Here is a 24,477-nt window from a genome sequence, read left to right as displayed (position 1 = left end):
GACTGCTCTTGAAAGGACAATCACACAGTCGGAATCGGGGAACAAGAGGTCAGTAGAAATAGACCGCGTTGTTGATCAGGATGATCCGCAGCGCATAGACCCCGATCAGCACCACCAGCGGCGTCAGGTCCAGACCGCCCATATTGGGCAGGATGCGCCGGATCGGGCCATAAATAGGCTCTAACAGGCGGTTCAGCCCGTACCAGATTTGCGCGACCAGCTGTTGGTGCAAGTTCAGCACCTGAAAGTTGATCAGCCAGCTCATGATCACATGGGCCAGGATGATGAACCAGACAATGTCCAGGATCAGCAGCAGGATTTGGATCAGCGACAGCATGGGTTCTCCGTATTCTTGTTGGCCGAGACCTAAGCACCATGGCGACAAAGAGCAAGTGTCTGGCACTCAACGCTTGCGATTTGAATGAAAGCCCAGTCATATAATCGCAACGATAAACAGGGGCAGAGATGGCAGAGATTTCCAAGCGCAGGCGCATCTGGGGCTGGTGGTTCTTTGACTGGGCCAGCCAGCCCTTTCACACCCTTCTGGTCACCTTTGTCTTTGGCCCTTACTTCGCGGGCGTCGCCGCCGGGTATTTCACCACTGAAGGGCTGGATGCGCAGGCGGCTGCGGCGCGCGCGCAGACTGTTTGGGCGAACTGTCTGACGATCACCGGGCTGATCATCGCTTTTGGTGCGCCGCTTCTGGGGGCGATGGCGGATGTCTCGGGGCGGCGCATCCCGTGGATATTTGCCTTTTCGGTCATGTATGCGGTCGGGTCCGCGGCGCTTTGGTATACGATGCCCGATGGCTCGAACATGTGGCTGATGCTGTCGGCTTTTGGTTTCGGCTTTGTAGGTGCGGAATATGCGCTGATCTTCATCAACTCGCAGCTACCCGATCTGGGCGATGACAGCGAAGTGGGCGAGATCTCGGGCTCGGGCTTTGCCTTTGGCTATTTTGGAGGGCTGATTTCGCTGGCGATCATGCTGGCGCTGTTTGTGGAACAGCCAAACGGCAAAACCCTGATCGGGATGACGCCCGCCTTTGGTCTGGATGCCGCCACCCGGGAAGGCACGCGTTTTGTCGGCCCATTTACGGCAATCTGGTTCATTCTGTTCATGGTGCCATACTTCCTGTGGGTCCGCGACGATGCGGCGACGGACAGGAAGGGAAGCGTGGGTGAGGCGCTGCGCCTGTTGTCGAAATCAGTGTCTAACTTGCGCTATCGCGTCAGTCTGGCCAGTTATCTCGGTTCGTCCATGTTCTATCGCGACGCTCTGAACGGGCTGTACAGTTTTGGTGGTGTCTACGCGCGGCTGGTGTTGGAATGGGATCTGATCAAGATCGGAGTATTCGGGATCGTCAGCGTTCTCGCTTCGGCCGTTTTTGCGTGGATCGGGGGGAAGGCAGACAAGAAATACGGCCCGAAACCAGTGATATTGGTAGCGATCTGGGTATTGATTTTCGTCTGCGTCACAGTGGTGTCGATGAACCGGACGCAGATCTACGGCATCGGCCTGCCTGACGGATCCAACCTGCCAGACATGGTCTTCTTTGGCTGTGGTGTGCTGATCGGTGGCATGGGAGGCATTCTGCAATCGGCCAGCCGTTCGATGATGGTGCGCCACACCGACCCCGAAACCCCGGTCGAAAGCTTTGGTCTTTATGGTCTGTCGGGGCGCGCGACCGCTTTTGCGGCCCCGTTGTTGATCGGGATTGCAACAACCGCAACCGGCAGTGCGCGTCTGGGGGTGTCACCAATCATTCTGTTGTTTATTCTGGGTCTATTCCTGATGCGCTGGGTCAGACCTGAAGGGGATCAGAGCAGATGATTTTACTACGTTTTTTGGCACTACTGGTAACAACCGCGCTGGCGAATACGGCATCGGCGCAGCCCTTGGCAAAGCAGTTGTTCGGGGCACAGAAGGTAAGCTCGCAACAAAAATCGGCTGCTTTCGGCAGTTATTCGCGCGGATGTGCGGCCGGATCGGTTCAATTGCCCGAGACCGGGCCCACGTGGCAGGCTATGCGCCTGTCGCGCAATCGCAACTGGGGGCATCCCGAAGCGATCGATTACGTGCAGGACCTCAGCCGGTTTGCGGCGAAACAGCCGGGTTGGAACGGTCTCTATATTGGGGATATCAGCCAGCCGCGGGGTGGGCCAATGACTTCGGGCCACCGCTCGCACCAGCTGGGGCTGGATATCGATATCTGGATGCTTCCGGGTGACAACATGCGCCTGTCGCGCAAGGCGCGCGAGAATATTTCGTCCATATCGCTGCGCCGCTCGAACGGCGCCTATGTCAACAGCAACTGGACCAAACAGCACCACGCGGTACTGCGCGAAGCCGCCAAGGACAAGCGCGTGGCACGTATCTTCGTGTTCCCCGGGGCTAAGGTTCAGATGTGCAACGATGAAAAAGGCAACCGGGCCTACCTGCGCAAGATCAGGCCCTGGTGGGGGCATCACTACCACTTTCACGTACGCCTGAAATGCCCAAGAGGATCAAAGGGATGCGTCAACCAGGATGCACCACCCAAGGGCGATGGCTGTGCCGAGGCGCAACAATGGGTGCGTAACATTCTGAACCCGCCGCCGCCCGATCCAAACGCGCCGCCGCCCAAGAAACGCCGGGAATATGTGCTGGCCGATTTGCCGAAGCAATGCGCCTCAGTCTTGCAATCCAAGTAGGTGCGGCACTGTTTCTGGCCACGGCGGCCCCTGGAGTGGATGTAAAAACCGCCACACATCAAAGCAGTTTTGCATGGCGTGACAAGGCGGATTGGTTCGGTGGATTCTCGGCGCTGCACATTTCGGACAATGGGCAGCAAATGATGGCGCTGAGCGACCGGGCACGGTTGGTGATTGCGCGCATTGAACGTCTTGATGGCGAGATCACCGGCATTCGCATTCTGGGGCAATGGCCGGTTCTGTCCAGCAATGGGCATCTCATGTCCGGCGGCGTTGGCGATTCCGAGGGGATTGCGGCGGCTCCTGACGGTGGATTCTATATCTCATTCGAAGGGGTGCACCGCGTCGCCCATTACCCCGCACCGGGCACGAAGGCGCGTGTATTGCCGCGCCCGCAGGCATTTCAGCATCTCGCCGACAACGGGTCCTTTGAAGGTCTGGCCATCGACAGGCGCGGGCGGCTGTATACGCTGCCGGAAACGAACCGCACCTCGGACGGAGATATTCCCGTCTATCGCTGGAATGGCCAAACCTGGTCGACCCCATTTGTTCTGCCCCAGCGTGGTTGGTTCAAACCGGTTGCCGCTGATTTCGGTCCTGATGGGCGGTTCTACGTGTTGGAGCGAAACCTCACGGCAATCGGATTTCGCTCGCGCCTGCGGCGATGGGATCTGACAGGCGACGTGCCAAACGCCGAGGAAACCCTGTTCGAAACCGGAACCGGCGCGCATGACAACCTAGAAGGCTTGTCGATCTGGCGGGATGATCGGGGACGTTTGCGGGCCACGATGATCTCGGATGACAACTTTCTGGCACTGCAACGGACCGAGTTGGTCGAGTATCTGCTGCCCGATTGACACACGGCAGATGAAGGTCTAAACGCACAGCCTGCCTTGGGACGGTCCCTTGGCCAAGTCGCCGCTACCTTGTCAAAACGGGCATCACAAAATGCAACGCAACTATATTCCCGGCATTCTTGCCATGGCCGCCATCGTCGTGGCCTCGAACATCCTGGTCCAGTTCCTGATCTTTGACGGCCTGTTGACCTGGGGTGCCTTCACCTATCCGCTGGCCTTTCTGGTCACTGATATTATGAACCGCGTCTATGGTGTGGGCCCGGCCCGCAAGGTTGTTTTCGCGGGCTTCGTCACCGGGGTGATCTGCTCGCTGATCGGCAGCCAGATCATGCTTCAGGGTGACGGGTTCACCTATGCCGCCGTGCCGCTGCGCATCGCCGTCGCTTCGGGCACCGCGTTCCTGATCGCGCAGTTGACCGACGTCACAGTGTTCAACGCCATGCGCGGCGGTCAATGGTGGCGTGCGCCGCTGGTCTCGACCCTGGTAGGTTCAGCGCTGGATACCGCGATCTTCTTTATTATCGCCTTCTCGGCCTCGGTCACCTTCTTTGGTGCCGATGCAGATGCGGCCATCAATTGGGCGTGGGAGCCCGTGCCCTTCATGCTGTCAGGCCCCGAGGCGCCGCTGTGGGTGACGCTGGCCTTTGCCGACTGGTTGGTGAAACTGTCGCTGGCTCTGATCGCGCTGATTCCGTTCAAGGTGATCGTTGCGCGACTGACCGCTGCACGGCCTGCGTAAAAAAGTGCTTTGAGAATGGCGCATCTTGTGTCACGCTTCTTTTCAACCGCAACAGATAGAAAAGGAGGTGATCCAGTGTCGAGAAAGAGATTGGAGAGAGGTGTCGGAACAACCGGGAGGACCGCCTGCTAGGGCAGCCCTTGGCCGAGCGTACGCTCCGGCTGGTCGATTGATCTAACCGACCCGACCTCCTGAACTTTCGAAGGGCCGTCCCAGCGGGGCGGCCCTTTCTGTTTTTACCCGCTCCAGCTATGGTCTTGCCCATGTTGCGCATCTCTGACGATATCACACTGCAAGACTGGGAAATGACCGAGAGCTTCATGCGTTCCTCCGGGCCTGGCGGGCAGAACGTGAACAAGGTCTCGACCGCCGTTGAACTGCGCTTCGAAGCCGCGCGCTCACCCTCGCTGCCCGATCCGGTCAAGGCGCGGCTGAAACGGCTGGCCGGGCGCCGCTGGACCAAGGATGGTGCGATCATCATTCAATGCGAAGAAACACGTTCCCAAGCCCGCAACAGGGAAATTGCGCGAACAAGGCTGGCCGAGCTGATCGGCAAGGCGCTGGTCAAACCTAAGCGGCGCATCGCGACGAAACCCACCTATGGTTCGGTCAAACGCAGGCTTGCGGCGAAAAAGGCGCGGGGCGACGTCAAGGCGCTGCGCGGCAAGGTGTCCGAAGATTGATCTGGCATCTCGTCCGGGCGTTGATAGTCTGGCCTTCAAAAGGTGCAGGAGAGTAACGCCATGAGGCTGGAGGGAAAAACCGCAATCGTCACAGGCGGTGCATCCGGGTTTGGTGCGGGGATCGTAAGGAAGTTCCTGGCCGAGGGTGCGCGTGTTATGATCGCTGACATCAATGGCGATGCTGCGCATGAACTCGCAACCCAGCTTGGGTCCGAGGCGATTGCTCAGCAGGTCGATGTAGGCAAGGGCGCCTCGGTTCAAAAGATGGCGGATGCGGCTTTCTCAACCTTTGGCCATCTCGACATCCTTGTGAACAATGCCGGTGTGACCCACCTGCCAACGCCGCTGGAGGAGGTCAGCGAAGCGGATTTCGACCGTGTTTTCAACGTGAACATGAAATCCGTCTATCTGACCGCGCGTGCATTGGTTCCACCTATGAAGGCGCGCGGGGCGGGTTCAGTACTGAACGTTGCTTCAACCGCAGGCCTGTCGCCGCGCCCAAACCTGAACTGGTACAACGCCTCCAAGGGCTGGATGATCACCGCAACTAAAACGATGGCGGTCGAGCTCGCCCCGTCCGGCGTGCGGGTGAATGCGATCTGCCCGGTTGCCGGGGAAACGCCGCTATTGAAATCCTTCATGGGCGAGGATACGCCCGAAATCCGTGCCAAATTCCTGTCGACCATCCCGTTGGGCCGCTTTTCAACCCCCGAAGATATGGCCAATGCCGCCTGTTTCCTGTGTTCGGACGAGGCCAGCATGATAACCGGCGCCGCGCTCGAGGTGGACGGAGGCCGATGCATCTGATCCGCTCTTCATCTGGCCAAAAATATCCCCGCCGGAGGCAGCGCGCGCCAGCGCGCTTTCCAGCTCGACCACCGAGGTTTGCATGATCCCCGGACCCAGAAACCTGATCACGGATGTCCCCGGCCTGAAGGTCGGCAACGCACAGAACGCACCTTTGAAATCAGGCGTCACCGTCCTGACCGGCGCGCAACCACTCCGAGCCTCGGTGCACGTGATGGGTGGCGCACCCGGCACGCGCGAGACAGATTTGCTGGCCGCCGACAAGACCGTTGAACAGGTGGATGCGATCGTGCTTTCGGGCGGGTCGGCCTTCGGGCTGGATGCCTGTTCGGGCGTCATGGACGCGCTGCATGCCCTGGGCCGCGGGTTTAAGGTGGGTTCCGCCGTGGTTCCGATCGTGCCCGGGGCGATCCTGTTCGATCTGCTGAATGGCGGCGACAAGGCGTGGCACGAGAATCCCTATCGCGCATTGGGCCGTGCTGCGTTCGAGTCCGCGTCGGACCGGTTCGAACTCGGAACAGCAGGTGCAGGAACCGGGGCTTTGACCGCGATGCACAAAGGCGGGTTGGGTTCGGCCTCGGTTGTTCTGGACAGCGGTGTTACCGTTGGCGCATTGGTTGCAGTCAATCCGCTGGGCAGTGTCACCACGCCGGGTGACAGGCATTTCTGGGCCGCCCCATTTGAAATGGACGGCGAATTCGGTGGATTAGGGCCTGATTCCAATGCCGGACTGGGCCAACCAACGGTCAGTCGCAAAGCGCAGGTGATGCAGTCCGCGAAGCCGGACAAGGCCAATACCACGATTGCCATCGTTGCGACAGATGCGGACCTGACCAAACCGCAGTGTCAGAGACTGGCCGTTGCCGCCCATGACGGTATTGCCCGTGCTATTGTACCCGCCCACACGCCGGGGGATGGTGATCTGGTATTCGGGGTCAGCACGGGCGCGCGGGGTGTCGCCACCGACACCGAACCAGGTGTCATCGGGCATGCGGCCTCGCTGTGCCTCGCGCGAGCTATTGCGCGCGCCGTGTATCTGGCGACTCCGTCCGTGGGCGATCTGTTGCCTTGCTGGTCCGATGTACATGACAAAAGTTAAGGACATCCTATTTGTCGCAGTGGCACAGTAAGCGCGCGGCAATCTGCGCGTTGACTCTTTTTTGCGCCGACGGTCCATTCGGTGCAGCCAATTTCTATCGGAGCAAAAGCTATGAATCGTATCCTCGCTACCGCAATCGTGGGCCTTCTGGCCCTTCCTGCTTATGCTGAAGGCGACGCTGAGGCGGGCAAGAAAACCTTCAACAAATGCAAGTCCTGCCACATGATCGCCGACCCGGCAGGCGAAGTGATCGTCAAAGGTGGCAAGACCGGCCCCAACCTCTATGGAATCGCGGGCCGCACCGCCGGTACCGTTGAGGGTTTCAAATACGGAGACAGCATCGTTGCCGCCGGTGAGAAGGGTCTGGTCTGGGACGAAACTACTTTTGTCGAGTATGCTCAGGACCCCAAGGCATTTTTGAAAACCTATCTGGATGACACATCCGCCAAATCGAAAATGACCTTTAAGCTGAAAAAGGGCGGTGAAGACGTCTATGCCTATATCGCAAGCGTGTCGGGTGAATAACACCTGATACTGTGCACCACTGCACAAGGACCAAAGGCCGCAGCCCCTGCGGCCTTTGGTGCGATTGATAACAATGTGGAACAGCCGCACTTTGAAGTCAGACGGCGGATTGCCAAGCAACGCCGCAAAGCCAAGCCGGTCCGGCAACAGCTATAATCAACATCAGGGCTCGTCAGGCGGATTGGCAGCAGGAGAGGACAGATGGGTATCATGATCCCAGCTTGGGTCGATGGTGAGTTGACCCCTGTAGACAAGCTTGAAGTTCACGAAAAGGGGCTCAAGCATAAGGCTGTGTCGGTTTTTGTCGTACGGGGGACCGAGATCCTGCTGCAGCGTCGCGCTTTGGGCAAGTACCACACGCCCGGCCTTTGGGCGAACACCTGCTGTACGCATCCCGATTGGGACGAAAGCTCGTCCACCTGTGCCGTGCGCCGCCTGCATGAGGAGCTTGGGATCACAGGCCTGTATCCCGAATACCGACACCGGCTGGAATATCACGCCGATGTGGGCAACAGCATGGTGGAAAACGAGGTTGTCGACGTCTTTCTGGCCCATGTCCGCGGCCCGCTGAAAATCGCGCCCAACCCGGATGAAGTCATGGATATCCGTTGGATCGACTATCACGATCTGTTGGCCGAAGTGAAACGCCACCCGGACCGGTTTACACCCTGGTTGAAGATATATCTCCACAGCCACGCGGACACGATTTTTGGCCCGGATCTGATCATTTCTGCCAAATCATGACCCCGGCTGGAAATCCGTGCCTTGCAAGGGCGGCGCAAGCCGCCTAAATCAACCCGTCATGGCCAAGCAGAAGACAGACCCGAATTACAAAGTGATCGCCGAAAACCGGCGCGCCCGCTTCGATTATGCGATCGAGGACGACATCGAATGTGGTATCGTTCTGCAAGGATCCGAGGTCAAATCCCTGCGCGCGGGTGGCTCCAACATCGCGGAAAGCTATGCCACCGTCGATGACGGCGAGCTGTGGCTGGTCAACAGCTATATCGCGCCGTACGAGCAGGCCAAAATGTTCAAACACGAAGAACGCCGCCGTCGCAAGCTGCTGGTGTCCCGCAAACAGATGTCCGATTTGTGGAATGCGACCCAGCGCAAGGGCATGACGCTGGTGCCGCTGGTTTTGTATTTCAACCACAAGGGGTTGGCTAAGATCAAGATCGGCATCGCCAAGGGTAAGAAAACCCATGACAAGCGCGAAACCCAAGCCAAACGCGATTGGTCACGGCAGAAACAGCGTTTGTTGAAAGACCACAGCTAGAACGCCATCGCAGCCTGTACCGCAAGTTGCCAACGGTCATAGGCCGCATCGCGTTCGGATTGTTCCTGCGTTGGCTCGAACCGGCGATCCAGCGCCCATGTTTCCGCAAACCCGGCCTGATCGGGATAAATTCCGGCTTTCATGCCTGCCAGCCATGCGGCGCCAAGGGCGGTCGTCTCTTGCATGACGGGGCGGTCCACAGGCGCGCCGAGACAGTTCGACAGGCCTTGCATGGTCCAGTCGGACGCGGCCATCCCGCCATCGACGCGCAGGATGACATCGGCATCGGCGCCCCAGTCGCCTTGCATGGCATGCCACAGGTCGCGGGTCTGGAAGGCGATGCTTTCCAGCGTGGCGCGGGCAATCTCGGCCCGGCCGGAATTGCGCGTCAGCCCAAACAGCGCCCCGCGACAGTCAGGTTTCCAATAAGGCGCGCCGAGGCCGGTGAAGGCGGGCACAAGCACCACATGCTGGTTCGGATCGGCCTGAGCCGCCAGTTCGCCGCTTTGTGGCGCCGCGTCGATGATCTGCAACGCGTCGCGCAGCCATTGCACTGCGGCCCCCGCGATAAAGATCGAACCCTCCAGCGCATAAGTTCGCCGGCCGTCCAGTTGATACGCGATCGTCGTCAGCAGGCGGTTATTCGACTGAACCGGCTGCGCGCCGGTGTTCAGCAGCGCAAAGCAACCCGTGCCATAGGTTGATTTCATCATACCGGGCTGGAAACAGGCCTGCCCGATGGTGGCGGCTTGCTGGTCGCCTGCAACGCCCAGAATGGGAATGTCGCCGCCGAACAAAGTGGTGGTTCCGAAATCCGCGGCGCAATCCTTCACTTCGGGCAAAAGGTTCAGGGGCACATCCAGCAGGTCACAAATCTCGGCGCTCCATGTGCCTTTGTGGATGTCAAACAAAAGGGTACGGGCGGCGTTGGTGGCATCGGTTGCATGAACACGGCCTTCGGTCAGCCGCCAGATCAGGAAACTGTCGATCGTGCCGAACAGCAGGTCTCCGGCTTCTGCGCGCTCGCGGGCGCCCGAAACGGTATCCAGCAGCCATTTGACCTTGGTGCCCGAGAAATAAGGATCCAGCAACAGACCGGTCTGAGCTGTGACGTCATCCTCGCACCCGGCCTGTTTGTAGCGCGCGCAGATATCGGCAGTGCGTCGGTCCTGCCAGACGATGGCATTGTGGATGGCCTTGCCGGTCTGTTTGTCCCAGACAACCGTCGTTTCGCGCTGGTTGGTGATGCCGATACCGGCAATCTGATCCGCTGAAACACCGGTGGTCTCCATCACCTCGCGGCACACGTGCAGAACGCTTGACCAGATATCCTCGGGGTCGTGTTCAACCCAGCCTTCCTGCGGAAAGTGCTGAGGAAACTCCTGCTGGGCGGTGCCAACAGGCCGCATCTGCGCGTCAAACAGAATGGCGCGCGAGGATGTGGTGCCTTGATCGATTGCCAGAATATGGGTCATTTCCGCTCTCTCCCGGTATCGTTTTGCCGGACTTTAGCGCAAACAATGGCGAAGGGGCCAGTGCAGAAATCAGGCCGGATTGACAGGAATATTGTCGATCAGGCGGACGCCGTCGGCCCAGGCCGTGACGAACAGGCGGGCGGGTTGACTTGCGCTGGACAGGCTTTCCAGCGTCTCGACACAGCGCAGGTCGATATACTCGACTTCGGTGAACCCGACCTTCAGCAGGGTTTCCTTGGCCTCCTGCGCCAGCATGGCAAAGTCTGCTCCCTTGGCCAGATCGTCCGCCACCTGACGCATGACGCCGTTCATTTGCTCTGCGATCTTCAACCCTTGGGGGGAAAGAAGAAGGTTGCGCGACGACATCGCCAGGCCCGAAGGTTCTCGGACAGTCGGGCAGCCGATCACCTCGATCGCGATGTTCAGATCGCGCGCCATCCGGCGGACAACCAGCAGCTGTTGATAGTCTTTTTCCCCAAAATAGGCTCGATCCGCCTGTGTTTGCAGGAACAGCTTGGCGACCACCGTGGCCACGCCTTCGAAATGTCCGGGGCGGAATGGGCCTTCCATCACGTCGGTCAGACCGGCAACCGATACCGTCGTCGAAAAACCTTCCGGATAGATTTCCTGCGGGTCCGGTACATAGATCGCATCCACACCATACGGGGCCAGCTTTTGAGCGTCTTCATGTTCGGTGCGGGGGTAATTTGCCAAGTCTTCGGGATTGTTGAACTGCTTGGGATTCACAAAAATCGTCACGATCACCCGGTCGCAGCCCTGTTTCGCAGCCTGCGCCAGTGACAAATGCCCCTCGTGCAGCGCACCCATGGTCGGAACCACGCCGATCCCCTCACCGTTTCGGTGCCATGTGGTGGTTTTGGCACGCAGCTCGGCCAGAGAGCGCAAAATCGGTGCGGTCATGTCTTTTGTCCTTTGGCCGGAGCCTGATCGGCAAAGACATGTTCGTCCGCCGGGAAGGTCCGCGCGCGCACTTCGGCGGCGTATTCTGCGATGGCTGCTTCCGCCAACGGGCCTAGCTCGGCATAGCGTTTGACGAATTTGGGTTTGAAGGCGGTGAAAAAGCCAACCATGTCGTCCACGACCAAAATCTGCCCGTCACACCCCGCAGATGCACCGATGCCGATGGTCGGGATCGCAATCTCTTCGGTGATCTGGTTCGCCAGACCTTGGGGCACTTTCTCCAGAACGACCGAGAACGCACCAGCCTCGTTTACGGCGCGGGCGTCTGCCATGACGGCTTCAGCCTGATCGTCACGGCCCTGCACCTTGTAGCCGCCCAGCGTGTTGATCGACTGCGGCGTCAGTCCGATATGAGCCATCACCGGGATGCCTCGTTTCACCAGAAAGCGGATGGTTTCAGCCATTTCCACCCCGCCTTCCAGTTTGACCGCGCCTGCATTTGTGTGCGCCATCAGGCGTGCGGCGTTACGAAAGGCTTGTACCGGGCCTTCCTCATAGCTTCCGAAAGGCATGTCGATGACCATCATCGCACTTTTTAGGCCGCGTGATACGGCCTGACCATGCAGGATCATCATCTCCATCGTGACCCCCAGCGTGGATTCCAGCCCGTGCAGCACCATGCCGACGCTGTCACCGACCAGCACGAAATCGCAATGGGCGTCCATCAGGCGCGCCATTGGCGTGGTATAGGCGGTCAAAGAGACCAGAGGTTCGCCGCCTTTTCGGGCGCGAATGTCCTCGGCGTTCGGGGCTTTCTTGCGGGCGGTGGCGCTCATGGATCGCTCCTGCAGTATTATGTTGCAGTGCGGCATAGCAGATCGGGAGGGGCCGAAGAAACCCCGGTTGCGCGAACATTCCCTTGATTGACCTGAGGTTTACAGGAAGACTGTCAGTAAAATGGCCCTGAAAACAAGGGCACAACCCGTTTCAGTAGGGAGAGTTCACATGACAAAATTCCTGTTCCGGACCTTTGCTTCGACCCTGGCCGTGGGGGCCAGCCTGCTTGCCACGCAGGCTTTGGCCAAGTCGGACATCACCATTGCGATGCAGCTTGAGCCTCCGCATCTGGACCCGACAAGCGCCGCGGCGCAAGCCATCGACTCGGTGGTTTACACCAATATCTTCGAAGGCCTGACACGTTTCATGGGCGACGGCTCGGTCGTGCCCGGATTGGCGGAAAGCTGGGAGATTTCCGAAGACGGGACGGTCTATACCTTTAACCTGCATGACGGGGTGACCTTCCATGATGGCACCACCATGGACGCCGAGGATGTCAAATTCAGCCTTGACCGCGCAACCGCGGAAGACAGCGCCAACGCGCAGAAGGCCCTGTTTGCCGGTATCGAAACCGTCGAGGTCGTCGACCCGCTGACGGTGAAAGTCACCCTGTCAGAACCGAACGGAAATTTCCTGTTCAACCTGGCCTGGGGGGATGCGGTCATCGTCGCGCCGGAAAGCATAGGCAACATCAAGACCAACCCGGTTGGTACCGGTGCCTATACCTTTGGAAACTGGGTGCAGGGCGACAGTATCACGCTGAACCGAAATTCCGATTACTGGGGCGAACAGCCCACATTAGAGACTGCGACGTTCAAGTTCATCTCGGACCCGACCGCCGCTTTTGCCGCCATGATGGCCGAGGATGTCGACGTTTTTGACAACTTCCCGGCGCCGGAAAACCTGCCCCAGTTCGAGGCCGACCCGCGCTTTCAGGTCCTTGTAGGGTCGACCGAAGGTGAGACGATCCTGTCCACCAACAACAAGCAGCCTCCGTTTGATGATATCCTTGTTCGTCAGGCATTGGCCCATGCGATTGACCGGCAGGCGATCATCGACGGCGCAATGTTTGGCTATGGCACGCCGATCGGAACCCACTTTGCGCCGCACAATCCGGCCTACGTCGATCTGACCGCGCAATCCGCTTACGACCCCGAAAAAGCCAGAGAGTTGCTGGCAGAGGCCGGATTCGAAAATGGGTTTGAGACCACATTGCATTTGCCGCCGCCGTCTTATGCCCGTCGTGGGGGCGAAATCATAGCGGCGCAGCTGGCCGAGGTCGGCATCACGGCCGAGATCATCAATGTGGAATGGGCCCAATGGCTGGAATCCGTGTTCAAGGGCAAGGAATTCGGTCTGACCATCGTCAGCCATACCGAGCCTATGGATATCGGCATTTATGCGCGGCCTGATTATTACTTTCAGTATGACAGCACGGATTTTCAGGCGCTGATGGACACTCTGAACACCACCACCGACCCCGAAGAACGCACCCGTTTGCTGGGTGAGGCGCAGCGCCTGATCGCAAGCGACTATGTCAATGGCTACCTGTTCCAGTTGGCCAAACTGGGCGTTGCGAAAGTCGGCGTTCAGGGCCTTTGGGAGAACGCGCCCACCGCCGCAATCGATCTGACTCAGATCAGCTGGTCCGAGTAATGTTACAGCCCTGGGCCGCGCCGGGCGGCCCGGGCCTTCCTTTGTGTCAGGGTGTTCTCACGTATGTTCTTGCTCCGTGCCATTCCCGTCTTGGTTTTAGGTTTCTTCCTGGTGTTCGGTTCTTCGATCGCGGCCACGGCGCAGAATGTGTTGGGGGGTCGGATGGATGCCCTGCCCGGAACGCCCGAGAATCCGTTGAATGTTGGGATCGGAATTCGCATCGACCAGATCACCGGTGTTGATCAAAAGGCCGAAAACTATGGCGCGGTTGTTGTCTTGCGGGTGGAATGGACCGATCCCGCGCTGGCATTTGATCCTGAGGAACTGGGGAGGGATATCAGGGTCTTCAACCCACCCGACCTTGCCAATTATGCGGCAAGTATCGGGTCCGTTCTGCCGGCTTTTGTCATTCACAATCAGCAGTCCAACAAGTGGATCCACGAATCCGCCGCATCCCTGCGTTACGACGGGCGGGTGCTGTATGTCGAAAAATCGTCTCTTACACTCCAGGCGCCTCATTTCGATTTCCGAAAATACCCGTTCGACACGCAGGAGTTTCATTTCGAGGTGGTTTCGGTCTTTCCCTCTGAATACGTCACTTACCATCCGTTGAACGAATTCTCGGGCCTCGGAGATCAGCTGGGCGAAGAAGAATGGATTCTGAACAATGCACGGTTGGAAACATCCAGGGTCTTGGGTCTATCCGGGAAAGAAAGCGATCAGGTCGCGCTTGTTTTTGAGGGCAATCGACATCTGACCTATTACGTCATTCGGGTTTTCCTGCCGATGCTTGTCTTGATCTCGGTCGGCTGGGCGCTGTTTTTTCTGGATGAATACCGCCGGAGGATCGAGATTGCGGGCGGCAACTTGCTGGTCTTTGTCGCGTTCAACTGGGCAATATCCGCAGATCTGCCCAAGCTGGGTTATCTGACTTTTCTGGATTTTGTCCTTCAGTGCATGTTCCTGATGACCGGGGCGCTGATCGTGTTCAACGTCGCGCTGCGACGATTGAAAGTGTCCGGCAAGGAGGGGGCGGCGCGCACCCTGGACAATTATGCGATCAAGTGGATCTATCCACTGGGCTATGCCGCGATCGTTGCCTATGCGGTTTCCGCTTTCCTTCTGGTGCCTTAGACGCTGGACCCGTGCCTGATGTGACCCTAACGTGGTGCCAATGCTCCGCTACGTCCTAAAACGACTGATTTCCTTGCTTGTCAGCCTGGCCGTCGCCTCGGTGGTCATCTTCGCCGTGATCGAGGTTGCCCCAGGTGATCCGGCATCGTTCATGCTGGGCGTCAATGCGCAGGAGGACACGCTGGCGGCGCTGCGGGCCGAGCTGGGCCTGGATGGGTCAAAGATACAGCGCTATTTCCACTGGGTTGGCGGCATGCTGGTGGGCGATTTCGGCACGTCATACACCTATCGCACACCAGTGTCGCAGATGATCGCTGACCGGCTGTGGGTGTCGTTACCCCTGGCGCTTTACGCGCTGACGCTGTCCACATTGATCGCCTTTCCCGCCGGAATCTATGCCGCTGCGCGTCGGGGCAAACCGGGGGACCTTGCAGTGATGGGGGCGACGCAGCTTGGCATCGCAGTCCCGAACTTCTGGTTCGCGATGATGCTTGTGCTGATCTTCGCCATCAATCTGCGCTGGTTCAATGCAGGCGGGTTTGTCGGTTGGAACGACGGTTTGTGGGGCGGCCTGCATTCCCTGACCCTGCCTGCCGTGGCTCTTGCCTTGCCACAGGCGGCGATTCTGGCGCGGGTCATGCGGTCGGCCTTGCTGGACATTCTGGGTGAGGATTTCATGCGCACGGCTCGGGCCAAGGGCCTGTCCCGTCGTCAGGCCCTTTGGCGGCATGGGGTGCGAAATGCGCTGATTCCGGTGCTGACCATCATCGGCTTGCAGTTTTCCTTTCTGCTGGCGGGGTCGATCATCATCGAACAGGTGTTCTATCTGCCGGGCCTCGGGCGGCTGGTGTTTCAGGCCATTTCTGCCCGAGACCTCATCGTCGTGGAGTCGGTCGTGATGCTGCTGGTCTTTGCTGTGATAACGGTCAATTTCCTTGTCGATCTTGCTTATGCGGCCGTGGACCCACGACTGAGGAGCAGGACATGAACCGGAACCTGATCCTTGGGGCCTTGTTATCGTCGCTGGTGGTTCTGGCCGCGTTGGTCTCGTTCATCTGGACCCCTTACGACCATGCCGCGCTGGACATTCCCAATAAATTGCAGCCACCAAACGGGCAGCATTGGTTTGGAACCGATCATTTCGGCCGCGACATGTTCTCGATGATCATGGTCGGTGCGCGTACGTCGATTGCGGTGGCGTTGGTGGCCGTCGGCATTGGCATGGCAATCGGCGTTCCTCTTGGCCTGGCAGCGGCCGCGCGCAAAGGCTCATGGGTGGATGAGGTCATCATGCGTGGCAACGATCTGGTCTTCGCTTTCCCTTCGCTGGTGATCGCCATCCTGATCACGGCCGTCTATGGCGCCGGAGCGATCAACGCCATTGTTGCGATCGGTATTTTCAACATCCCCGTCTTTGCCCGTATCACCCGCGGGGCTGCTTTGTCGCTTTGGGAGAGAGAGTTCATCCTCGCCGCCCGTGTGTCGGGCAAAGGGGCCGCGCGGATATCAGCTGAGCATATTCTGCCCAACGTGGCCAATCTGCTGATCGTGCAGGGGACCATCCAGTTCAGCCTTGGCATTCTGGCCGAAGCGGGCCTGTCATATGTCGGTCTGGGCGCTCAACCTCCGACGCCCAGCTGGGGCCGGATGCTGGCAGACGCACAGACGATGGTCAGTTTTGCTCCGCATTTGGCTCTGATTCCGGGTCTGTCGATCATCGTCACGGTGCTGGGTCTGAACCTGTTGGGCGACGGAATGCGGGACTGGCTGGATCCCCGGATCAGGGTGGCGCGGGCATGAGTTTGTTGCAGATTGAAAACCTGTCGCTGACGATCCACGGGATGCCAATCCTGAAACAGGTCAACTTGTCGATCGACCCCGGCCAGATCGTGGCGGTGACGGGTGAAAGCGGCTCGGGCAAATCGATGACCGCATTGGCGGTGATGCAACTGCTGCCGCATGGGGCCAGCGCGGAAGGTGCGATCTGGCTGGACGGTCAGGATCTGTTGACACGGTCAGAGCCCGATTTGTGCGCCTTGCGCGGCGCGTCCGTGGGGATCGTATTTCAGGAACCGATGACAGCGCTCAATCCGGTAAGAACCGTCGGCGATCAGGTGATGGAGACGATCCTGATCCACAAGGCGATGCCTCCTGCTCAGGCCCGGACCCGTGCCAAAGAGGTGCTGACCCGCGTTGGCCTGCCACCTGATCGGTTCCCCCTTTCCCGCTATCCGCACGAACTGTCCGGCGGGCAACGGCAACGCGTGGTCATTGCCATGGCCATCGCTCTGCGCCCCAGGCTGTTGATCGCGGACGAGCCGACGACAGCGCTGGACGTCACGACACAGGCGCAGATTCTCGACCTTCTCAAGGGGCTGGTGCGCGAATACGACATGGGGCTGCTGATGATCACCCATGATCTGGCCGTTGTCTCTGATATGGCCGACCAGATCATCGTCATGCGCCACGGAGAAGTGGTTGAAAGCGGGGCCACACAGCACCTGCTGAGTCACATGCAACACCCTTATACCCGAATGCTGTTCGAGGCGTCTGGCCATCAGGTCACTTTGCCGGAACCCGCGCAACCGCAAACGTTGCTGGAGGTAACCCAGGTTGTTCGGAACTACCGATTGCCCCGAAAGGGCCTGTTGGACGCGCCGCGGCATCACCGGGCAGTGGATGGTGTCAGCTTCTGCCTCAACCGAGGCGAGCGGTTGGGGCTGGTCGGGGAATCCGGATGTGGAAAATCGACCCTGACACGGGCAATTTTGGGATTGGAGGAGGTTCAATCCGGTCAAATCCGGTTGGATGGTCAGCCGGTTTTCACCGGCCACAGGCCCAACCTTGCCGTGCGTCGGAGGATGCAGGTCGTGTTTCAGGACCCATATGGCAGCTTCAATCCCCGCCACCGTGTCGCGCGCCTGATTACTGAACCCTTTCACCTGTTGGAAACGCCACCAAAGGATTCAGAACGCCAGGACCGGATTTCGGAAATTCTGACGGCAGTGGGCCTCGGCCCTGATGATGCGGGCAAATACATCCACGAATTCTCGGGCGGGCAACGACAACGGATCGCCATTGCACGCGCCCTGATCATCCGGCCCGATCTGATCCTGTTCGACGAGGCGGTTTCGGCGCTTGACGTTTCGGTCCGTGCTCAGATCCTCGATCTGCTCGCTGAACTGTGCGACGCCTATGACCTGACCTATCTGTTCATCAGCCATGACCTGAGCGTTGTCCGCACGATCACCGACCGTGTGCTTGTGATGCAGTCCGGGCGGATCGTCGAACAGGGTCAGACCAAGCAGGTGTTCGAAAACCCGCAACATCCCTATACGCAAACCCTGATTGCCGCCTCGCCCCGGTTGCCCGAGATAAGGCCGCTGACGGCGTAGAGTTCCTTGTTAGAGCCTGATTGGAGGCCCAAAATGACCCAGAAGATTTGGTTTGATCCCACCTTGTGCCTGATCGGCGGTCGCTGGATCCGGGCGGCCGCGGGCGACAGCCTGCCCTTGATCAACCCTTCGGACGGGACCGAGATCTGCCGGATCGCCCGAGGGTCCGAGGCGGATATCGACGCGGCGGTACAAGCTGCCCGGTCTGCGTTGAATGGTGATTGGGGGCGAAAGACGGCGTTGGAACGCGGCCGCATCCTGACCCGGCTGGGCCAGCTGGTGCTGGAACGGGTGGACGATCTGGCGCGGCTTGAGGCGAAGGATGTCGGCAAACCGCTGACGCAGGCCCGGGCAGACGCGGTCGCCCTGGCGCGCTATTGCGAGTTCTACGGCGGCGCGGCCGACAAGGTGATGGGTGAGACCATTCCCTATCTCGATGGCTACACCGTCTATACCCTGCGCGAACCGCATGGGGTGACGGGCCATATCGTGCCCTGGAACTATCCGATGCAGATTATCGGGCGTTCGGTCGGGGCGGCGTTGGCCATGGGCAACGCCTGTGTTCTGAAACCTGCGGAAGAGGCCTGTTTGACCGCGTTGGCCTTTGCCCATCTTGCGCAACAGGCCGGGCTGCCGGCCGGTGCTTTGAATGTCGTGCCCGGTCTGGGGGCCGAGGCGGGTGCGGCGCTGTCCGGACATTCGGGTGTAAACCACATCTCGTTCACTGGTTCTGTTGCCACAGGGGCCCTTGTGCAGCAGGCGGCGGGACGCAACGTGGTGCCCGTGACGCTGGAACTGGGCGGGAAATCCCCGCAATTGGTTTTTGACGATGCCGATCTGGATGCGGCGCTGCCGTTTCTGGTGAATGCGGGGATCCAAAATGCGGGCCAGACCTGTTCGGCCTCGTCCCGGATCCTGGTGCAGCGGGGCGTTTATGAGCAGGTCAGATCGCGCATGTCCCAGGCCTATGAAGAACTGACCGTCGGCCCGGCGATGCAGGATCTGCGGGTTGGGCCGTTGATCTCGGACCGGCAGAGACAGATTGTCAGGGGCTTTCTGAAAACCGCCACGGACCTGACGATCGCTGCGCAGGGACAGATTGTCGAAGACGCGCCAGAGGCCGGAGCCTATGTCCGGCCCACTTTGTTCGCGGACGTGCCGCCAGATCATCAGTTGGCACAGGACGAAATTTTCGGCCCGGTTCAGGTTCTGATCCCGTTCGACACCGAAGAACAGGCTCTGCATATAGCGAATAGTACGGATTACGGCCTGGTCGCCAGCGTCTGGACGCGGGATGGCGCGCGGCAGATGCGGTTGGCGAAAGCGCTGCACTCCGGTCAGGTTTTCATCAACAACTACGGTGCAGGCGGTGGTGTTGAACTGCCGTTTGGCGGTGTGGGAAAATCCGGCCATGGCCGCGAAAAAGGGTTCGAAGCTTTGTACGGCTTTTCACAGTTAAAGACAGTTGCCGCGTTTCACGGATAGCTTTTACCCAGGCAAGTCAGATCAGCTTTGCTTCCAATGTATGATTGCCCCAAATCTGTGATGTCCGCGTGGCAGAATGCCCACTGAACCAACCTCCGACCACCTCGTCGGAAACGTTGGCACTGGCGGGGAACTTTTGTCTGCCGCCGTCTGCCAGGATCACGAAGTCAAACCAGACCCGAACTGAATACGGCACATTGATCCGGCCAGAATTCAGGTTGTACTTGTGCCAGTGTACCGGGCAGCTCAAGAAAACGACCTTGTTGAAATGCGCCCCCATCTCGGCGGCTTTCATGACGACATTGCAGCCGTGGCTGTGGGCAACCACATCGCAGCCGTGATAAGCCTCAAGGTCTATCCAGTTTTTCAAGTGTTTGGCAGCAATATGTCGGCCGCGGTCGGACCACCGGCCCTCCCATTCATAGTAGTTCTGCCCTGAATAGATGTCGTTGCGATGCGGCTTGATGTAATTGTGCAAATCTCCGACATGGGGATAGTACCATGTGGGGTCAGGATTGACTTCGAAGTGAGTGCCATGAACAAGAAGCAACCCCGGGACACCGGCTAATTGTTGTGCGGGCGCCGGTGGAACCTGTGAAGCGGGCGGGTCTGAAATCAGAGCGGACGACAACACAGTAAGCAAATCTTGCGAGAGCGGATCCAATTGCGTCCAACGTGCCGAAAACACACCAAGCCAAAGACGTGGCGGAAAGGATTCTGGCGAATACAGTTTGAGGCACGAACTCAGTGCGGCAAGAGCAACAATTGAATCAGGGGCCGCAAGTCCAAGCTTCAAAGCAGCGTCGATATATTCGACGTTCGGCTGTTCTTCTGCTGCTATGATCGCCTCGAACAAACGTTGGTAATACCCCTCAGGCTCCGGCAAAGAAAACAGGTCGAAGGGCCTCAGGTCGCCGGGGCCATCAAAGAAACGCATGTATTCGTGGGCGGATATTTGGCGGTCGTCAATTGGCCGGAATCCGAGCATGACAAGCTGTTTGGACAGAACGGCATCGTCAGTTTCCTCCAAATCGCCGTCCAACAGGAAAAGATCGCTGTCATTGCCTTCGGCTTGCAGAAACTGCGCGCGGGATATCAGGTATGCGGCGTAGGAAAAAAGTGAAAGCTCATCCCGGGATCCGCCGGTTTCGTTGAAGTTCCTTGGTTCAAAAATCATTGTATCTCAACCTTAATGCTCAATGGGAATGCCTTCCAAAATAGCATCAGGTGAGTTGCCGATAAATGATGAATGCGCCGCCGTGGTTCAGACGATTACCTCGATCGCCTTTTGCTCTCCGACCCCAAACACCCGCTTGTAGCGTTCGATCTGGTCTTTCGGACCCATCGCCTTTTCCGGGTTGTCCGACAGTTTCACCGTCGGGCGGCCATTGGCGGATACCGCTTTGCAGACCAATGAGAACGGCGCCAGCGCGTCATTGGGAACAAGCCCACGAAAATCGTTGGTCAGCAAAGTTCCCCAGCCGAAGGAAATATTGGCGCGGCCCGCGAACTGGGCGTGCAATTCCTGAATTTTCTCGACATCCAGACCGTCAGAGAAAATGATCCGTTTCCCTGTCGGGTCTTCGCCGCGTGCATTCCACCAGTCAATTGCGATCTCGGCCGCCGCTGCCGGGTCTCCGCTGTCGATGCGAATGCCGGTCCATCCCGCCAGCCAGTCAGGAGCATTGTCCAGAAACCCCTTGGTGCCATAGGTGTCGGGAAGGATGATGCGCAGGTTGCCGTCATGCTCGTCATGCCAGTCGCTGAGCACGTCATAAGGCGCCTGCGCCAACGCTTCATCCGTATCGGCCAGCGCGGAATAGACCATGGGCAGTTCATGCGCATTGGTGCCGATGGCCTCGACCTCGCGTCGCATGGCGATCAGGCAGTTCGAAGTGCCGGTAAAGGATGCGCCCAGCCCTTCGATCATCGCCTGCACGCACCAATCCTGCCACAGGAAGGAATGCCGCCGTCTGGTGCCGAAATCCGCGATCCCAAGCCCGTTTATCGAGCTCAACTTTTCGATCTTTTCCCAAACCCGGGTCATCGCGCGGGCGTAAAGCACCTGCAATTCGAACCGGCGCATATCGTTCAGCACCGCGCGCGAGCGCAGCTCCATCAACACCGCCAGCGCGGGAATTTCCCACAGCATGACCTCGTGCCACTTGCCTTCAAAGGTCAGTTCATATTGGTCGCCTTTGCGTTCAAGATGATAGGGCGGCAGGCGCAAATTCTCGAACCACTCCATGAAGTCCGAGCGGAACATCTGCCGTTTTCCGTAGAACATATTGCCGCGCAGCCAGGTGCTTTCCCCACGGCTGAGGCTGAGAGAGCGGATGTGATCCAGCTGTTCCCGCAGCTCGCCTTCATCGATCAAACGCGCCAGGGGAACGTGATTCGACCGGTTGATCAACGAAAATACGACATCTGTTTGGGGCTTGTTTCGAAACACTGACTGGCACATCAGCAGTTTGTAGAAATCAGTATCGATCAAAGACCGTACAATTGGGTCAATCTTCCATTTGTGATTGTAGACGCGGGTCGCGATGTCGACCATGGGGAACTCCTGCGATTTCCGTAGTTAGATCAATCGACTCTGGAAATGGCAAGAGTCACTGATTTGGTGACAATGCCAGTTTGACGTCACAATACCGGCATATTGTGCATTGTTTTTACCGGTTAGTGAGAAGAGGGGATGGAAAGTCGAAACTGAGTTTGTAAATGGGTATCGAGTACGATTTTGATATTGTTAACGTAGCGCTGGAAGATCTGGACCCCGAAAAGCTGGGGTCTGCCTCTGATACGGAACGCCAGGTATGTGCGGTGTTCCGCGATATCAGAGCCGCGGACGCGTTGCGTGGAACATCGCCGAAAATCCGCAAGATTTTCATGGATGCCGGGTTCAGCCTCGAGTCGCGCAACAGTGGCATCGTGCCGGGTGTATTTCCGGCCGAGGATCATGCGGATCGGGTGCGAATTCTGCGGTCGCTGTTTGACAACATCAGGACGCGTGGAATTCAGGGTGAATATTGCGGCGATTTCAACCTTTGGGATTTCCTGCATTATGTGCGAACCGCGCAACCCATGGCTGGGATCGTGCGCAGCCGGCCGATGCGCGTTCCGTCACCTCCGTCAGACCGGACCAACCCGGAACGTCGCACGATACCAGGGCGCATTGGGTTTGCGCTGGGTCTGGCGGTTATTCTGTTCGTGATGATCAAGCTTCTGGCCGCCGCAGGGGCCACACCTTAGGTCAATACGACTCCGGCATCTCGCATCGCCTGCTCGGCGGCTGCCAGCGAACCGTCCATATCAATCGCGCGGCACGCGCCCATGCGGACCGTGACATCGAAACCCAACCTGGCGGCATCTACCGCGGAATAACGCACGCAGTAATCGGTGGCCAATCCCACAAGGGTCAAACGGTCGATACCGCGTGTATCCAAATAGCCTTTCAGGCCTGTCGGTGTCTGGTGGTCATTCTCGAAGAATGCGGAATAGCTGTCGATGGTACTGCGGAATCCTTTGCGAAGGATCAGGTCGCCATCCGTGCGCAAGTCGGGATGAAAACCGGCGCCGCGCGTGCCCTGCACGCAGTGGTCGGGCCACAGAACCTGTGGGCCATAGGGCATGTCGACCAGGTCGAACGGGTTTTTGCCATCGTGGGAACTGGCAAACGAAGAATGTCCCGTCGGATGCCAGTCCTGAGTCAGGATCACGGCATCGAATTCATCCATCATGGCGTTTATCGGTGCGACGATCTCGTCCCCTTCTGCCACGGCCAGTGCCCCGGCTGGGCAGAAGTCGTTCTGGACATCGATCACGAGCAGGGCATGGGTCATGGCGGCCTCCTTTTACCGCTCTATCGGTAGGCGGCGGCGCGCGGGGCGTCAATGCAATCCCTTGCGACTCTGGGTCTGCAAAGGTAGATCGCGCGTATGTACACAATCGCTGCCCTCTATCACTTTACACGTTTCGCGGACCCGGCCGCGTTGCGCGACCCCTTGCTGGACCTGTGCCGCGCGCAGTCTGTCACAGGTACGCTGCTGCTTGCCCAGGAAGGGATCAACGGCACGATCGCAGGTCCGCGGGCCGGAATCGACGCTGTGCTGTCACATGTCCGATCCTTGCCCGGTTGCGCTGATATGGAGTGGAAAGAAGCGACCTCGGACCACCCGCCTTTCGGCAAGATGAAGGTGCGGCTGAAGAAAGAGATCGTGACCATGGGCCAGCCCGACGTGGACCCGCGCGCCCGTGTCGGCAACTATGTCGACCCGCAGGAGTGGAATGACCTGATCCGTTCTGACGATGTGGTGCTGATCGACACGCGAAACGATTACGAAGTGGCAATCGGGACGTTTGAAGGCGCTATAGACCCTGAAACAGCCAGTTTCCGCGATTTCCCGGAATGGTGGGAACAGAACAAGGACCGCTTTCACAACAAGCGGGTCGCCATGTTCTGCACGGGCGGTATCCGTTGCGAGAAATCCACCAACTACTTGTTGGGGCAGGGGGTCGAGGATGTCTATCACCTCAAAGGCGGTATCCTGCGGTATCTGGAGGAAATCCCAGCCGAAGACAGTTCCTGGCAGGGTGAGTGCTTTGTATTCGACAATCGCGTTTCGGTTGGCCACGGGCTTGTTGAAGGGCCGCACAAGCTTTGTCATGGCTGCCGGCGTCCTATCCTGCCCGAGGATATGAAGCGCCCGGAATACGAGCACGGCGTTTCATGCCATCAATGCATCGATGAGACGTCCGATGCTGACAAAATGCGCTTTCGCGAGCGGCAAAAGCAGATCCTGCTGGCGCGGGAACGGGGTGAGGCGCATCTGCGGCAGGATTGAATTCGGGTTGCGGGCGATGCCTTTAGGTCGGATGATTGCCCGAAGACC

The 24,477-nt window shown here is 58.8% G+C and carries 25 protein-coding genes; 18 read left to right on the top strand and 7 right to left on the bottom strand.

The genetic code is table 11. The features are described from left to right. Positions 1–49: 49 nt before the first annotated feature. Positions 50–337 (bottom strand): YggT family protein, encoded by a 288-nt coding sequence (locus tag ACR0I0_RS14895; RefSeq protein ID WP_005980077.1) that lies wholly within the window; start codon positions 335–337, stop codon positions 50–52. A gap of 128 nt (positions 338–465) precedes the next feature. Here ACR0I0_RS14895 and ACR0I0_RS14890 point away from each other — a divergent pair, with 128 nt between their 5' ends. From ACR0I0_RS14890 to smpB, 10 genes are all read left to right on the top strand, one after another. Next, entirely contained in the window at positions 466–1,833 is a 1,368-nt protein-coding gene (locus tag ACR0I0_RS14890) for an MFS transporter (protein ID WP_480492034.1), read from the top strand. Then, positions 1,830–2,693, top strand: a complete 864-nt coding sequence (mepA, locus tag ACR0I0_RS14885; RefSeq protein WP_480492032.1) for a penicillin-insensitive murein endopeptidase — start codon at positions 1,830–1,832, stop codon at positions 2,691–2,693. The genes ACR0I0_RS14890 and mepA overlap by 4 nt, the downstream gene beginning before the upstream one ends. Continuing rightward, positions 2,666–3,550: an esterase-like activity of phytase family protein gene (locus ACR0I0_RS14880; protein ID WP_480492030.1), complete on the top strand. Its 885-nt coding sequence runs from the start codon at positions 2,666–2,668 to the stop codon at positions 3,548–3,550. The genes mepA and ACR0I0_RS14880 overlap by 28 nt, the downstream gene beginning before the upstream one ends. Positions 3,551–3,641: 91 nt before the next feature. After that, on the top strand, positions 3,642–4,289 hold the full coding sequence (locus tag ACR0I0_RS14875) for a queuosine precursor transporter (protein ID WP_480492028.1): 648 nt from the start codon (positions 3,642–3,644) through the stop codon (positions 4,287–4,289). Between the two features lie 263 nt (positions 4,290–4,552). After that, positions 4,553–4,972: an alternative ribosome rescue aminoacyl-tRNA hydrolase ArfB gene (gene arfB, locus ACR0I0_RS14870; RefSeq protein WP_171229972.1), complete on the top strand. Its 420-nt coding sequence runs from the start codon at positions 4,553–4,555 to the stop codon at positions 4,970–4,972. A gap of 60 nt (positions 4,973–5,032) precedes the next feature. Continuing rightward, positions 5,033–5,779 (top strand): SDR family oxidoreductase, encoded by a 747-nt coding sequence (locus ACR0I0_RS14865; protein ID WP_480492026.1) that lies wholly within the window; start codon positions 5,033–5,035, stop codon positions 5,777–5,779. Positions 5,780–5,861: 82 nt separating this feature from the next. Further along, a complete protein-coding gene (locus tag ACR0I0_RS14860) occupies positions 5,862–6,878 on the top strand; it encodes a P1 family peptidase (RefSeq protein ID WP_480486328.1) in 1,017 nt (338 codons plus the stop codon). A gap of 111 nt (positions 6,879–6,989) precedes the next feature. Next, positions 6,990–7,403, top strand: a complete 414-nt coding sequence (locus ACR0I0_RS14855; protein WP_171637401.1) for a c-type cytochrome — start codon at positions 6,990–6,992, stop codon at positions 7,401–7,403. 201 nt (positions 7,404–7,604) lie between these two features. Then, positions 7,605–8,147 carry an isopentenyl-diphosphate Delta-isomerase gene (gene idi / locus ACR0I0_RS14850; protein WP_171724719.1) on the top strand — a complete coding sequence of 181 codons (543 nt, stop codon included), beginning with the start codon at positions 7,605–7,607 and terminating at the stop codon, positions 8,145–8,147. Positions 8,148–8,205: 58 nt separating this feature from the next. Further along, complete coding sequence (gene smpB, locus ACR0I0_RS14845; RefSeq protein ID WP_480492024.1) at positions 8,206–8,682, top strand: SsrA-binding protein SmpB; 477 nt, start codon at positions 8,206–8,208, stop codon at positions 8,680–8,682. Here the strand turns inward: smpB and glpK are convergent. The 3 genes from glpK to panB all read right to left on the bottom strand — a co-directional run bounded on the left by glpK (position 8,679) and on the right by panB (position 11,914). After that, a complete protein-coding gene (gene glpK, locus ACR0I0_RS14840) occupies positions 8,679–10,157 on the bottom strand; it encodes a glycerol kinase GlpK (RefSeq protein WP_480492022.1) in 1,479 nt (492 codons plus the stop codon). The two genes, smpB and glpK, sit on opposite strands and share 4 nt — an antisense overlap. A gap of 69 nt (positions 10,158–10,226) precedes the next feature. Further along, on the bottom strand, positions 10,227–11,078 hold the full coding sequence (panC, locus tag ACR0I0_RS14835) for a pantoate--beta-alanine ligase (RefSeq protein WP_480492020.1): 852 nt from the start codon (positions 11,076–11,078) through the stop codon (positions 10,227–10,229). Then, positions 11,075–11,914, bottom strand: a complete 840-nt coding sequence (gene panB / locus ACR0I0_RS14830; RefSeq protein WP_480492018.1) for a 3-methyl-2-oxobutanoate hydroxymethyltransferase — start codon at positions 11,912–11,914, stop codon at positions 11,075–11,077. The genes panC and panB overlap by 4 nt, the downstream gene beginning before the upstream one ends. Positions 11,915–12,083: 169 nt before the next feature. Here panB and ACR0I0_RS14825 point away from each other — a divergent pair, with 169 nt between their 5' ends. The 6 genes from ACR0I0_RS14825 (at position 12,084) to ACR0I0_RS14800 (ending at position 19,585) form a co-directional block, all read left to right on the top strand. Further along, positions 12,084–13,571, top strand: a complete 1,488-nt coding sequence (locus tag ACR0I0_RS14825) for an ABC transporter substrate-binding protein (protein ID WP_480486332.1) — start codon at positions 12,084–12,086, stop codon at positions 13,569–13,571. 63 nt (positions 13,572–13,634) lie between these two features. Then, the gene (locus ACR0I0_RS14820) at positions 13,635–14,705 is read left to right on the top strand and encodes a ligand-gated ion channel (protein WP_171637388.1); all 1,071 of its coding nucleotides are present in this window, start codon (positions 13,635–13,637) and stop codon (positions 14,703–14,705) included. A 40-nt stretch (positions 14,706–14,745) separates the two neighbouring features. Further along, the gene (locus ACR0I0_RS14815; RefSeq protein ID WP_210093643.1) at positions 14,746–15,693 is read left to right on the top strand and encodes an ABC transporter permease; all 948 of its coding nucleotides are present in this window, start codon (positions 14,746–14,748) and stop codon (positions 15,691–15,693) included. Further along, complete coding sequence (locus ACR0I0_RS14810; RefSeq protein ID WP_480492016.1) at positions 15,690–16,505, top strand: ABC transporter permease; 816 nt, start codon at positions 15,690–15,692, stop codon at positions 16,503–16,505. Before ACR0I0_RS14815 ends, ACR0I0_RS14810 begins: the two co-directional genes overlap by 4 nt. Then, positions 16,502–18,100 (top strand): ABC transporter ATP-binding protein, encoded by a 1,599-nt coding sequence (locus ACR0I0_RS14805; RefSeq protein WP_480492014.1) that lies wholly within the window; start codon positions 16,502–16,504, stop codon positions 18,098–18,100. Before ACR0I0_RS14810 ends, ACR0I0_RS14805 begins: the two co-directional genes overlap by 4 nt. A 33-nt stretch (positions 18,101–18,133) precedes the next feature. After that, positions 18,134–19,585: an aldehyde dehydrogenase family protein gene (locus ACR0I0_RS14800; protein ID WP_480492013.1), complete on the top strand. Its 1,452-nt coding sequence runs from the start codon at positions 18,134–18,136 to the stop codon at positions 19,583–19,585. 16 nt (positions 19,586–19,601) lie between these two features. On the opposite strand, the gene ACR0I0_RS14795 is transcribed toward ACR0I0_RS14800, so the two are convergent. Continuing rightward, positions 19,602–20,762 (bottom strand): hypothetical protein, encoded by a 1,161-nt coding sequence (locus ACR0I0_RS14795; protein WP_480492011.1) that lies wholly within the window; start codon positions 20,760–20,762, stop codon positions 19,602–19,604. An 87-nt stretch (positions 20,763–20,849) separates the two neighbouring features. After that, the gene (gene pncB / locus ACR0I0_RS14790) at positions 20,850–22,142 is read right to left on the bottom strand and encodes a nicotinate phosphoribosyltransferase (protein WP_209835191.1); all 1,293 of its coding nucleotides are present in this window, start codon (positions 22,140–22,142) and stop codon (positions 20,850–20,852) included. Positions 22,143–22,306: 164 nt separating this feature from the next. Between pncB and ACR0I0_RS14785 the strand changes: the two genes are divergently transcribed. Then, on the top strand, positions 22,307–22,837 hold the full coding sequence (locus ACR0I0_RS14785; RefSeq protein WP_480486342.1) for a hypothetical protein: 531 nt from the start codon (positions 22,307–22,309) through the stop codon (positions 22,835–22,837). Here the strand turns inward: ACR0I0_RS14785 and pncA are convergent. Then, a complete protein-coding gene (gene pncA / locus ACR0I0_RS14780; RefSeq protein ID WP_209835192.1) occupies positions 22,834–23,427 on the bottom strand; it encodes a bifunctional nicotinamidase/pyrazinamidase in 594 nt (197 codons plus the stop codon). The two genes, ACR0I0_RS14785 and pncA, sit on opposite strands and share 4 nt — an antisense overlap. A 96-nt stretch (positions 23,428–23,523) precedes the next feature. Here pncA and trhO point away from each other — a divergent pair, with 96 nt between their 5' ends. Then, the gene (gene trhO, locus ACR0I0_RS14775; protein WP_209835193.1) at positions 23,524–24,429 is read left to right on the top strand and encodes an oxygen-dependent tRNA uridine(34) hydroxylase TrhO; all 906 of its coding nucleotides are present in this window, start codon (positions 23,524–23,526) and stop codon (positions 24,427–24,429) included. The last annotated feature ends 48 nt before the right edge of the window (positions 24,430–24,477 follow it).

The sequence above is a fragment of the Ruegeria sp. AG6 genome (assembly GCF_056541565.1).
The sequence above is the reverse complement of the archived record's forward strand: the minus strand, read 5'-3'. Positions and strand labels throughout refer to the sequence as shown.